Source organism: Curtobacterium sp. VKM Ac-2861 (assembly GCF_013204965.1).
In the GTDB taxonomy this organism is placed as follows: Bacteria; Actinomycetota; Actinomycetes; order Actinomycetales; family Microbacteriaceae; genus Curtobacterium.
Window position 1 is genome coordinate 443,340 of record NZ_JABMLA010000001.1, and the last position, 12,127, is coordinate 455,466.

A 12,127-nucleotide genomic window follows, 5' to 3' on the forward strand; every position below is an offset into this window, starting at 1 on the left:
CGGACTAGGATCGGTCGTCGGTGCCTGTGGGCAACGGTACGCGGACGTACCGTGCCCCAGCCGCAACGTGACACCGCACGACTTGCTTCCCGGAAGGGTTCCTGATTGTCCACGAACACCGCGCCAGCGCACCTCGTCGACCGTGACCCCCAGGTGACCCCGCAGCAGATGGCCGCGGCACTCGTGCCACCGCCCCAGTTCGCGGCCGCCTCGTTCGACTCGTACCGCCCGGACCCGGACTACGCCTCGCAGGCCGACGTGCGCGACGCCGTCGCCGCGTTCGTCGCGGCCGGTCCGACCGACGCGCCCCGTCGCGGGCTGTTCGGCCGCCGCAAGCAGCCGGTCGAGCCCGCTGCGAAGTCGGGCGTCTACCTGGACGGCGGGTTCGGTGTCGGCAAGACCCACCTGCTCGCCGCGGCGTACCACGCGGCCTCCGGGCGGAAGACGTTCGGTACGTTCATCGAGTACACGGCCCTGGTCGGCGCGCTCGGGTTCCAGGGCACGGTCGACCTGCTGCGGGGGACCGCGCTGGTCTGCATCGACGAGTTCGAGCTCGACGACCCGGGCGACACCATGGTCATGACCCGCCTGATCAAGGAGCTGAGCGAGACCGGCACCCGCTTCGCCGCCACCTCGAACACGCCTCCGGGCGCGCTCGGAGAGGGCCGGTTCGCGGCCCAGGACTTCCTGCGGGAGATCCAGGCGATGTCCGACCGGTTCGACACCATGCGGATCGACGGGCTCGACTACCGCCGCCGCGCGGTCGACGAGTCGGCCGGGGTGGTGTCCGACGTGGCCGCGGCACTGCCGGCCGGCACCGTCACGCTCGACGACTTCTCGGCCGTGGTCGCGCACCTCGGCTCGGTGCACCCGTCGAAGTACGTCGCGCTCGTCGAGGACCTCGACGCCGTCGGGCTCACCGACGTCCGGGCCTTCACGGACCAGACCGACGCGCTCCGGTGGGTGGCGCTCGTCGACCGACTGTACGACGCCCAGGTCCGGATCGTGGCCTCGGGCACGCCGCTCGACCAGGTGTACCCCGACGCCATGCTCGACGGCGGCTACCGCAAGAAGTACCTGCGCGCAGCGAGCCGTGTCGTGGCCCTGAGCCGCGCCCAGGACTGACCTCCACCGCCCGGGGCATCCGCTGACCGGTCGGTGCACCCCCTGTCCAGGGGGCATCGGGCCGTGCGAAACACGACGTTTACAAACCGCGCCGTCGCGTTACATCCGCGAAACACATCGTGCCCCCTCGTGAAACGTCACCTCGCCAGACTCGGTGTCACCCGAGGCGGTCCAAGAGCCGCTCGTGCAATCGAGAGGTGAACAGATGCTTGATCAGGGCAACACGACGTTCGTGTTGGTCATGGCGGCGCTGGTGTTGTTCATGACACCCGGCCTGGCCTTCTTCTACGGCGGTTTGGTGAAGGCCAAGTCCGTCATCAGCATGATGATGATGTCGTTCGGTGCGATCGCACTCGTGAGCGTCCTGTGGGTGCTCTACGGCTACGCGATCGCCTTCGCCAACCACGGTGACGGCACGGCGGTCTCCGGTGTCGTCGGGTTCTTCAGCATCGACTGGAACCAGATCGGCCTCGGCCAGGCCTTCGAGGAGGCGCAGTCCTCGAACATCCAGGCGGCGTACCCGTCGATGGCGTTCGTCGGCTTCCAGGCCACCTTCGCGATCATCACGGTCGCACTCATCTCCGGCGCCATCGCCGACCGCGCCAAGTTCGGCGCCTGGATGGTCTTCGCGGGCATCTGGGTCACGGTCGTCTACTTCCCGGTCGCCTCGTGGGTCTTCAACCTGACCTCGGGTTGGGCTGCCACGTGGGGGGTCATCGACTTCGCCGGTGGCACCGCGGTGCACATCAACGCCGGTGCAGCAGGCCTCGCCCTGGCGCTCGTCCTCGGCAAGCGCGTCGGCTTCGCCAAGGGTGCGCACAAGCCGCACAACCCGCCCTTCGTCCTGCTCGGCGCCGCCATCCTGTGGTTCGGCTGGTTCGGCTTCAACGCCGGCTCCGAGGGCGCCGCTGACGGCATCGCCGCGATCGCCTGGGTCAACACCCTCGCCGCACCGGCCGCCGCCATCCTCGGCTGGCTGCTCGTCGAGAAGCTCAAGGACGGCAAGGCCACGTCGGTCGGCGCCGCCTCGGGTGCCGTCACCGGTCTCGTCGCGATCACCCCGGCATGTGCCAACCTGACCCCGGGTTGGGGCATCCTGCTCGGCTTCGTCGCCGGCATCATCTGCTGCTTCGCCATCGACTGGAAGTACCGTCTCGGCTTCGACGACTCGCTCGACGTCGTCGGTGTCCACCTGGTCGGCGGCATCGTCGGCACGCTGTACCTCGGCTTCTTCGCCAACGACACCGGCCTGATCTACTCCGGCTCGTTCGAGCAGCTCGGCAAGCAGGCCACCGCGGCCCTGGCCGTCGGCATCTACTCCTTCGTCCTGGCGTTCGTCATCGGCTTCCTCATCGAGAAGACGATCGGCTTCCGCGTCAAGACCGAGGACGAGGTCGCCGGCATCGACACCGCGGTCCACGGCGAAGAGGGCTACGTCCTCTACGAGCAGACCGACGACTCGCCGGTCTCGGTCCGCTAGCCAGCAGACACCAGCTCCACCAGCACCACCCGCACGACGACGGGCCCCGCGCACACAGCAAGCGCGGGGCCCGTCGTCGTGCGGTCCGTCGTCTGGCAGGGTTGACGGCATGACGACGACGTCGACCCTCACCAACCTGCGCGAGGTCGGGGGACCGGGCCTGCAGGACGCCCGACCCCGCACCGTGTACCGCGCCAACACCGAACGCGTCGGTGCCGACGCCTACCCGCACGGACTCGCGGCCGTGGTCGACCTGCGCCGTGACGACGAGGTCGCCCGCGTCCCGCACCCGCTCGGCACCACCGACGGCTACCGGCTCGTCCCGCTGTTCGACCCGTCGACCGTCGAGTCCGGCGCCCAGGCCGTGCAGCTCGAGGATCAGTACATCGACTGGCTCGAGCGCCACCGCACCGGGATCGCCGCCGCGTTCCGCGCGATCGCCCGGTCCGACGGCGACGTGCTCGTCTGCTGCTCCGCCGGCAAGGACCGCACCGGCGTCGTCAGCGGACTGCTCGCCCGGCTCTGGGGGGCGTCGATCGAGGCCGTCGGCGACGACTACGCCGCCAGCGCTGTCGGGCTGGCCGATCGGTTCGCCGCAGAGCGTGCGGTCAGCACGGACCCCGAGGCGACCGCCGTCGCGCAACGGTGCGTGCCGGAGACCATGACCACGGTGATCCGGCACGTCGAGGCGCGGTGGGGCAGCGTCACCGCGTACCTGCGCTGGGCCGGGCTGACGGACGCGGAGATCGCAGCGCTCTGACGGGCGTGCGTTCTCCTGACGGCTCGCCACGTGCGGTGGTCGCAACGGCGGACGGGAGGCACGGTGCGCGTCCGACGCGCACCGTGCCTCCCGTCCGTGGCCCTGATCGCGGGCCGTGGTTCCGGCCCGTTCCGTCAGCTCACCAGGCGTAGTCCTCCGGTGAGGTCTTGTGCCCCGGGAAGATCTCGTCGAGCCGGTCCAGCGCACGCTGGTCCAGGCGGATGTCGACGGCGCGTACCGCGGACTCCCACTGCTCCATCGTGCGGGGGCCGGTGATCGGCGCGGTCACACCGGGCTGGTGGAGGAGCCACGCGAGGGCGAGCTCGCCGGGCGTGTGGCCGAGCTCCTCGGCGAACGACTCGTAGGCCGTGAGCTGGTCGCGGTGCCCCTCGACGTACTCCGCGCTCCGACCCGACAGACGGCGGGAGCCGTTCTCGGTCTTCTCGATGACACCACCGAGCAGACCGCCCTGCAGCGGCGACCACGGGATGACGCCGAGGCCGTACTCGCGGGCGGCGGGCAGGACCTCGCGCTCGATGTCGCGCACCACGAGGTTGTAGATCGACTGCTCGCTCACCAGGCCGAAGGTGTGGCGGCGCTTCGCGGCCTCCTGCGCCTGGGCGATGTGCCATCCGGCGAAGTTCGACGACCCGACGTACAGGACCTTGCCCTGCTGCACGGCGACGTCGATCGCCTGCCATATCTCGTCCCACGGGGTCGCACGGTCGACGTGGTGGAACTGGTACAGGTCGATGTGGTCCGTCTGCAGGCGCTGCAGGCTGGCGTCGAGCGATTGGCGGATGTTGAAGGCGCTGAGCTTGCCGCCGTTCGGCCAGTCGATCATGTCGCCGTAGACCTTGGTCGCCAGGACCGTCTTCTCGCGACGGCCGCCGCCCTTCGCGAACCAGCGGCCGATGATCTCCTCGGTGGCACCCTTGCCCACCGAGCCGCCGTAGCCGTTGGCGGTGTCGAAGAAGTTGACGCCGAGCTCGTGGGCCCGGTCCATGATGGCGTGCGAGTCGTCTTCAGTGGTCTCCGGGCCGAAGTTCATCGTGCCGAGCACTGCTCGTGAAACCGACAGCCCTGTCCGTCCGAGGTGTGTGTAGTCCATGATTCCGGTCTACGCGCTCCGAGGGGCACCCTGCCAGGCCCTGGGAGTACCGGTTCTGCATGCTGGGGTGCATTGTTCTGCTTGCTGGGTGCATTGTTCTGCATGGTGCGTGGCTGCATGCCGTCCGGGGCATGTCCGCGCTCCGGGGAGGAGTACCGTGACGACGGTGAACACCCCAGCACTCCGTGGCAGCCGGATCCTCGGGTTCGGTCACCACCAGCCCGAACGCATCCTGACCAACGACGAACTCTCCACCATGGTCGACACCAACGACGAGTGGATCCGCACCCGGACCGGGATCCAGACCCGCCACATCGCCGGGCCGGACGACACCGTCACGTCGATGGCGATCGAAGCGGGCCGCAACGCCCTCGCCGACGCCGGCGTGTCGCCCTCGGCGGTCGGACTCGTCATCGTCGCCTCCACCACGCACCAGGACCGTGCGCCGTACACCGCCGGTCGGGTCGCCGCCGCGCTCGGGATGACGAACGGCCCGGCGCCCATCGACATCAACACCGCGTGCAGCGGGTTCGAGTACGCGCTCGCCCTCGCCGACCAGTCGATCCGCGTCGGGTCCACCGACGTCGCGCTCGTCATCGGGTCCGAGACCCTCTCCGCCATCGCCGACTGGACCGACCGGTCGACGTGCGTGCTCGTCGGCGACGGGGCCGGGGCCGCCGTGCTCGGCGCCGCCGACGTCCCCGAGATCGGGCCCGTGTCGTGGGGCAGCGTGCCCCACCTGCTCGACGCGGTGCGGGTCGAGGGGACGCCCGGCCGGTTCAACCAGGAGGGTCGCTCGATCTACCGCTGGGCCATCACCGAGGCCGAGGGGCACGCCCGCAAGGTCGTCGAGGCCGCCGGGCTCACCATGGACGACATCGAGGTGTTCGCGTTCCACCAGGCGAACCTGCGGATCATCGAGCCGCTCGTCACCGCACTCGGCGGGGAGTCGAAGTTCGTCATCCGCGACGTCGTCGAGTCCGGGAACACCTCGGCCGCCAGTGTGCCGCTCGGGTTGTCGAAGGCATGGGCGCGTGGCGACCTGCCCGAGGGCGTCCCCGGGCTGCTGTTCGGCTTCGGCGGCGGGTTCGCGCACGCCGGACAGGTCGTCAGGACGCCGGTGCGGTCGTTCTGATCGGGCCTCGGTCGTTCTGATCGGGCCTCGGTCGTTCTGATCGGGCCTCGGTCGTTCTGATCGGGCCTGCCGCCCGGCTCAGCGCTCGGGCGTCTCCGACCAGAGGTCCTCGTCCTTCGCCGAGCCGCGGCGCCAGCCGAGCTGCTTCTGCTGCTTGGGCTTGGGCTCCTTCAGCTGCTTGTCCTTGGGCTGCTTGTCCTTGGGTTGCTTGTCCTTCGGCTGCTTCTCGGACTTCGCGGGCTTGGGCTCGAGGATGATCGGGAAGTGTGCCGACGGCGGCCCGAACCCGGTCCGCGAGGCCTGGATGACCTTCCGCCCGAGCGCGTGGTTGCCGAGCCCGCCGACGGCAGCGCCGATCCCGAACGGCAGTGCACGGCCGAGCACCGACGTCCCCTGACGCACTGCGAACCGCTTGATGAACTGGTCGCGGACCTGCCCGCCGAGGCCGTTGACGACCTGCTTCGGCAGGGACGAGGTCACCATCTCGCCCCAGAACGCCGTGCGCGCCTGACCGCCGGCGATCTGCCCGCCGAGCTGCTTGATGAGCTGTGTGCCCGGAGCACCGAGGATCATCGCCATCACCAGGGTCCGTGCCCGTTCGGGGTCATCCAGGGCGATGCCGTGCACCTCGGTCACCGACTGGGCGAACAGCGCGGTGGTCTCGAGGAACCCGACCGTCTCCGCGCCGCTCAGCCCGAGGGCGGCCACCATCCCGACGCCCGGGATGACCGCGCTCGCACCGACCGCTGCGCCACCGGTGGTGACCGCGGTGAGGTACTGCCGCTCGAGGATCTGGATGACCTCGGCGGGGGTGGCGTCCGGCTTGCGTCGGCGGATCGCGTTGACGTGCGCCACGACCACCGGGCGCTGGACGCTGATGGCACGGTCGAGCCACTTGACCCACCCGCCGGGTTGTTGCGGCTGCGGGGTCCGGGAGTCGTCGGGCATGGGGGAGACCTGGGCGTTCGGCAGCGGCACGATCGCCTGGTCCTTCGGGGAGCGGGCCATGCGCTCACCGTACGCCGGGCATGTGGGAGGCTCGCTGGATGGACATCGACGGCGCGCCCGGTCCGGCTGACGACGCTCGTCGGGCCTCCGGGTTCCTGACGGTCGCCGAGGTGCGCGGCTTGCTGCCCGAGGTCGTGGTGCTCGACCCCGGCTCCGTGCTCGTCGGCGCGGACGTCACCCTCGCAGCCGGGGTGGTGCTCTACCCCGGAACCGTGCTCGAGACCCGTGCCGGGGGCTCGATCACCGTCGCGTCCGGCGCGCGGCTCGGTCCGGGCCAGGTCACCCTCGTCGCCACCGCGGCCCGGGTGACCATCGGTTCCGGTGCCGAACTGGGCCCGGGGCCCGTCACGATCACGGCGACCGGGGCGGACGTGCTCGTGGGGGACGGCGCTCGGTTGTCGGGCGGCTGCCTCGTCGAGGGCCCCACCGAGCTCGGCGCCGGAGCCCAGGTGCTCGGGACGGTCGCCGTCCGTGACGCCGAGCTCGCAGCCGGGGGCGACCACCGCGAGCCCGACCCCGATCGGCGAGCCGGTGTGGTGAAGGGTGTCGGGCGGGTCCACGGCATGCGGGTCGGCACCGGCGAAGTGATCGTCGGCGGTGGCGTGCCGAGCGCACCGCTCGTGGTCGAACGGCAGCGTGCACACCACCCGGAGGCGCCGAGCCACTGACCCCGGCCGGGCCCTCGGAGCCGCTCGCCTGCGCGTCACCGGCACGGGACACCCGCCCGGCGGAGTGCTGCACGCACGCGGTCGGGCTGCATGAGGTCGGCCCACGACAACCGGATGACGAACCGGACCTCGGGGAACGACCGGACGAAGTCCTCGCGACGCTTCTCCTGCCAGTGCGCCTCGGCGGTGCTCCGCCCCTCGAGCATCACCGGGTCCTCGTACTTCGCGCGGCCGTCGACCTCGACCACGACGCCCTGCTGCGGGAACCAGAAGTCGACGACGGCCGTCCCGCCTCCGGTCCGTCGGAACTCGTGCTGCTGCACCGGCTCCGGCGCCCCGACCTGCCGGAAGCGCACCCGGCACACCGACTCCGCCGGCGACCCCGACAGCGCCGACCCCATCTCGATCGCCACCCCTGCCTTCTCGGATCCCTTGCGCTCGTGGGCCGAGAGTTCGTCGCGGAGCATCTCAGGCAGGACCCGTCGCCCGCGCAGCGCCTCATCGATCATCGGTACGGCCTGGTCCAACGGTGCGGTGGCCGAGAGATCGACGAGCGTCCGGACCAACGACGTCACCGGTGCCCCGTCGATCTCGATCGGAACGGTCGGCGGCGTCCCTGCCCATCGTCCGCCGGAGTCGTCGATCGCATGCCCCGGTCTGACCCGGGCAAGCGCCGTGGTGTCCGGCCTGGTCAACCGAGGGTCGACGACCTCGACTCGGTCGGGAGCCGCTGCGGTGAAGGGCAGCCGGTGCACGGTTGCCGCGGAGGAGTGCGAGAACGCCCGGGGCAGTCCGACCGACGGGACCGTCGCCCGGACGAGCAGGAGCAGACGGTCTTCGCTCCGCAGCCCCTGTACGAGCGACGGATCGACCAGCACGCCGGGCCGGATCGAGGCAAGCGAGCCGCGATGCACGCGACGCTGGAGCGCACGCCGTTCAGCGCTCGGATGGTCGCCGGTGCGGATGAGGGGGATGGCCAGGACTCGGTCGTTCATGTCTCAACGATCGGCGGTGCGAGCCGACCATGTCGGTACGGAGCGACGATCTGTGGGAAACGAGCCGGGCCTCCAGTCTGTGGAGGGATGAGGCGGACGCACGGCGCGACAACATCGATGGCGCACGACGTCGATGTTGTCGTCGGGCGGGGCGTGCAACTGTTGCACCCGCGCGGGTGCGACGAACTCGACGTCGTACGACATCGAGGACGTCGTTCGGGGTAGACGGGTGACAGGGGCCTGCGGGGATCGGTGCCCCGGGCCGAGGGCGTACGCGTGTTCGATGCCGGACCGACGCCCGTGCAAGGTGCGACAACATCGATGTCGCACGACGTCGATGTTGTCGTCGGGCGGCGCGTGCAACTGTTGCGCACGCGCGGGTGCGACGAACTTGATGTCGTACGACATCGAGGACGTCGTTCCGAGTCGACCAGCCAGGCAGCTCGTGCAGCCGCCAGCCCCCGCAGCACCTACGCCCGCGCGAGCTCCGCCCGCAGCGGCAGGTCCTGGTCCTCCAGGATGAGCTGCGCGCCCACGGCGGTCCGGGCGTTCACGACGATCGGGGCGAGCAGGTTGACGGTCGTGCCGGACGCGCCGGGGTTCGCCACCACGAGCAGCATGGCGTCGGCGGGGTCGGTCAGCTCGAGCCCCGCGGCCTGCTCGTCGGTGAGCTCGGGCGAGTACGACGACAGGTGCACCGCGGCGTCGAGCACGAACAAGCGCGAGGAACCCCCGACGAGGGTGAACAGGCCCTCGGCGCCGTCCACCGGGGTCAGCGTGAAGACCGGTGCGGGGGACAGGCCGAACGGCGGGACGGCGAAGGTCAGGGAGATGCTCATCGGAGGTAGTCCATCAGGGTCGGCTGCAGGACCTTCGCGGTGACGGCGAGGGCTGCCTGGTAGTTGGTCTGCTGCACCTGCAGGTCGAGGACGGCCTTGGCGAGGTCGACGTCCTCGATGCCGGCGCGGCGGTTCTCGAGCGAGACGGCTGCCGTCTTCAGCGAGTCCTGGGCGGCGAGGGCGGTCGCGTGCCGGACACCGACGTCGGCCTGGGCGCCGCGGACGGCACCGAGCGCGCCGTCGACGTCGTTGATCCGCGCGTTCACGTTCACCCCGTTCTGCAGGTCGCTGACGATGGAGTCGAGCACGCCGAACACCGACGACGCGCCGGTGCCGAAGACGTCGGCCCCGGCGGTGTCGACGCGCACGGTGGTGCCGTCGCCGATCCGGCGGGAGACGTCCGTGCCGGATGCCGCCCACCCGGTCGCCGGGTCGTACGCCGCGGCGGCGGTCGAGGCGCCGGCGAACACCGAGCGGGTGCCGTAGGTCGTGTTGGCCCGTGCCTCGAGGTCGGACTTCAGCGACTGGAACTGCGTGATGAAGGCGTCGCGGTCGGTGTCGCTCATGGTGCCGGAGTTCGCCGCCTGCACGGTCAGGTCCCGCACGCTGTTCAGCACCGAGTAGACGCTGGACAGGGCGCTGTCGGTGGTCGCGAGCCAGGCCACGGCGTCGTTCGCGTTGCGCGTGAACTGCGCGGCGGCGGCCTGCTCCTTGCGCACCTGCATCGACGACGCGGTGCCGACCGGGTCGTCGGACGGCTTCTGGATCGCCTGCAGCGTGGTGGCCTGCTCGGTCAGCTGCGCCACGCGCGCCGCACCGGTCTGCAGCCGTGCCGAGGCCGCGGCCATCGACATCTGGGTGGTCACCCGGGTGATCACGATCAGCCCCTCCCGACGAGTCCGACGCGGTTGATGATGGTGTCGAGCATCTCGTCGACGGCGGTCAGGACGCGTGCCGCGCCCTGGTACGCGTGCTGGTAGCTCAGCAGGTTCACGTTCTCCTCGTCGAGGTCGACGCCGGCGCTCGACTGCTGCTGGGTGCGCGCGTTGGTCAGGGCGAGTCCGGTGAGCGTCGACTCCGTCGCGGCCGACCGGGAGGCGGTGCCCACCCCCGCCACGAACGTCGCCCAGGTCGTGTCGGCGGCTCCAGGGCCCGTGCCGAGTCGCGAGAGCGCGTCGGCGAACGAGTCGTCGAGCTGCCCCGCCGCGTTCCGCGTCGCCAGGCCGCTGCCGTCCGTCGGGACGACCGAGAGGCCCTGCGCTGCGGGGACGCCCGCCGCGAGGGCGAAGAACGCGGTGCCGGTGGTGCCGGCCGGGGTCGTGCCGGTGGCGTGCACGGCGTTGACCGTGGTGGCGAGCTGGGTCGCGACGGCGTCGTAGGACGCGGCGGCCTGGGCGAGCGCGCCGCCCGTGCCGTTCCCGTTCGCCGGGGCGAGGACGGCGAGGGCGCCACCGATCGACCCGCCGCTGAGGGACACCGCGCCGGCGGTGCCGGAGGTCCAGGTCAGGGTGACCGCGGCGCCGTCGGCGAGGCGTTCGCCACCGCCGAGCGCGACGGCGCGGGCGTCGGTGCCCTGCACGAGCGGGTTGCCGCCGAGCAGCACGTCGACCGTGCCGTCCGCGTTGGTGCGGGTCGTCCCGCCGGCGAGCGTCGCGATCTGCTCGGTGAGCTGGTCACGCTGGTCGAGGAGTTCGTTCGCGGTGCCGCCGGAGGCCAGTGCGGTGCGGATCCGCCCGTTCAGGTCGGCCACCTGCTTCGCGGCGTCGTTCAGCTGGGTCACCTGGCCGGCCGCGGTGCCCCGGACCGAGGACCACTGCGCGTCGACGGCCTTCGATCCGGCTGCCAGCGCCGAGGCGACGGTGCCCGCTGCGCCGAGGACGGCGCTGGCGGCACCCGGGTCGTCGGGGTGACTGGCGAGTTCGCTCCACGACGACCAGAAGGCATCGAGCTTGGCGCTCAGGCCGTCCTTGCCGGGCTCGTGCAGGCCGGTCTCGAGGGCGGACAGTGCCGTCGCACGGGCGTCGGCGTAGGCGGAGGACCCCGCGGCGACCCGGACGCCGACGTCGAGCGTCAGCGATGCCAGGCGGGCGATGCCGTCGACGGAGACGCCCTGACCGGCGAGGGCGGCGGTGCCGCGCATGAACCCGGTCTGCGTCGCGGGGATGGAGTTCTGCGTGACGCGCTGCCGCGTGTACCCGGCGGTGCCGGCGTTCGCGATGTTCTGGCCGGTGACGTCGATGCCGGCACGGGCTGCGGCGAGGCCGGAGTACGCGGTGGCGAGGGAGCCGAAGGTGCTGACCACGGGGTTACAGGGTCCCCTCGAACAGGCGAGCGCCGTCGGAGCCGGGACCGGAGGTGCCCGAGGCGTCGTAGGTCGCGGCGGTCGTCACGGTGCCGGCGAGGGTCTCCTCGGTGGCCTGGGCGGCGGTGCGCAGGAAGCGGTCGTTCTCGTCGCGCAGGGCGCCGATCTGGGTGGTCAGCTCGACCATCGCGGTCAGGTGCGCGGCGAGGATCTCGCCCCACGGGCCGTTCGGCGCTGCGGCGACGACGTCGCGCAGGGGTGCATCGGCGGGGACGCCCCACTCCTCGGCGACCTCGGCACTCGACGCGGCGCGCTCGAGTCCGGTGCTGCGGAGTCGTTCGAGGACCTGCTCGACCTCGCGGCTGGCGTGCGACACCCAACGGGAACGGCCCGCGGTGAGCAGGAGCTGCTCCTCCTCGAGCTTGAAGGTGAGCAGCTCGAGCAGTTCGCGTTCGCGCCAGAGCACGGCGGACAGGTCGTTCACGCTCATCAGCTCCTCCCGTGTGGGTCGTCGTCGGGTGTTCGGGTCGTGGTTGTTCGGTCCTGCGGGTCCACCATCCGGCGGACACCGAGACCTATCGACCGCGGGTGGTGGCGCGTAAGTGGAGACGGCTGGTCTTCGGCGCCGTGCTCGCAGGCTCGCCCGGAGGCATCCGGCATCGCTGGCGCGATGCGCACCAGCGGATGCCTCCCGTCCGGGGGAC

Annotated in this window: 12 protein-coding genes; 5 read left to right on the top strand and 7 right to left on the bottom strand. The window is 71.4% G+C overall.

The window, feature by feature from the left end; genetic code table 11:
- The first annotated feature begins 105 nt into the window (after positions 1–105).
- From zapE to HQQ88_RS01975, 3 genes are all read left to right on the top strand, one after another.
- Positions 106–1,125 carry a cell division protein ZapE gene (zapE, locus tag HQQ88_RS01965; protein ID WP_216833905.1) on the top strand — a complete coding sequence of 340 codons (1,020 nt, stop codon included), beginning with the start codon at positions 106–108 and terminating at the stop codon, positions 1,123–1,125.
- 205 nt (positions 1,126–1,330) lie between these two features.
- Positions 1,331–2,605 carry an ammonium transporter gene (locus HQQ88_RS01970; RefSeq protein WP_111086361.1) on the top strand — a complete coding sequence of 425 codons (1,275 nt, stop codon included), beginning with the start codon at positions 1,331–1,333 and terminating at the stop codon, positions 2,603–2,605.
- A gap of 109 nt (positions 2,606–2,714) precedes the next feature.
- Entirely contained in the window at positions 2,715–3,365 is a 651-nt protein-coding gene (locus HQQ88_RS01975; RefSeq protein ID WP_173168495.1) for a tyrosine-protein phosphatase, read from the top strand.
- 139 nt (positions 3,366–3,504) lie between these two features.
- Here the strand turns inward: HQQ88_RS01975 and HQQ88_RS01980 are convergent, their stop codons facing one another.
- The gene (locus HQQ88_RS01980) at positions 3,505–4,476 is read right to left on the bottom strand and encodes an aldo/keto reductase (protein WP_123338347.1); all 972 of its coding nucleotides are present in this window, start codon (positions 4,474–4,476) and stop codon (positions 3,505–3,507) included.
- Between the two features lie 166 nt (positions 4,477–4,642).
- Between HQQ88_RS01980 and HQQ88_RS01985 the strand changes: the two genes are divergently transcribed.
- A complete protein-coding gene (locus tag HQQ88_RS01985) occupies positions 4,643–5,611 on the top strand; it encodes a beta-ketoacyl-ACP synthase 3 (protein ID WP_173168496.1) in 969 nt (322 codons plus the stop codon).
- Positions 5,612–5,689: 78 nt separating this feature from the next.
- Here the strand turns inward: HQQ88_RS01985 and HQQ88_RS01990 are convergent, their stop codons facing one another.
- The gene (locus tag HQQ88_RS01990; RefSeq protein WP_216833908.1) at positions 5,690–6,619 is read right to left on the bottom strand and encodes a hypothetical protein; all 930 of its coding nucleotides are present in this window, start codon (positions 6,617–6,619) and stop codon (positions 5,690–5,692) included.
- A 38-nt stretch (positions 6,620–6,657) separates the two neighbouring features.
- Between HQQ88_RS01990 and HQQ88_RS01995 the strand changes: the two genes are divergently transcribed.
- On the top strand, positions 6,658–7,287 hold the full coding sequence (locus HQQ88_RS01995) for a hypothetical protein (protein WP_173168497.1): 630 nt from the start codon (positions 6,658–6,660) through the stop codon (positions 7,285–7,287).
- A gap of 35 nt (positions 7,288–7,322) precedes the next feature.
- Here HQQ88_RS01995 and HQQ88_RS02000 read toward each other — a convergent pair whose 3' ends face one another.
- From HQQ88_RS02000 to HQQ88_RS02020, 5 genes are all read right to left on the bottom strand, one after another.
- Positions 7,323–8,282, bottom strand: coding sequence for a hypothetical protein (locus HQQ88_RS02000; RefSeq protein WP_173168498.1), 960 nt, complete (start codon positions 8,280–8,282; stop codon positions 7,323–7,325).
- Between the two features lie 470 nt (positions 8,283–8,752).
- Positions 8,753–9,121 (bottom strand): flagellar assembly protein FliW, encoded by a 369-nt coding sequence (gene fliW, locus HQQ88_RS02005; RefSeq protein ID WP_173168499.1) that lies wholly within the window; start codon positions 9,119–9,121, stop codon positions 8,753–8,755.
- Entirely contained in the window at positions 9,118–9,999 is an 882-nt protein-coding gene (gene flgL, locus HQQ88_RS02010; protein WP_173168500.1) for a flagellar hook-associated protein FlgL, read from the bottom strand. Before flgL ends, fliW begins: the two co-directional genes overlap by 4 nt.
- Positions 10,000–10,001: 2 nt before the next feature.
- Positions 10,002–11,423 (bottom strand): flagellar hook-associated protein FlgK, encoded by a 1,422-nt coding sequence (gene flgK, locus HQQ88_RS02015; RefSeq protein WP_173168501.1) that lies wholly within the window; start codon positions 11,421–11,423, stop codon positions 10,002–10,004.
- A 4-nt stretch (positions 11,424–11,427) separates the two neighbouring features.
- Positions 11,428–11,913: a flagellar protein FlgN gene (locus HQQ88_RS02020; protein ID WP_123292716.1), complete on the bottom strand. Its 486-nt coding sequence runs from the start codon at positions 11,911–11,913 to the stop codon at positions 11,428–11,430.
- Positions 11,914–12,127 lie beyond the last annotated feature (214 nt).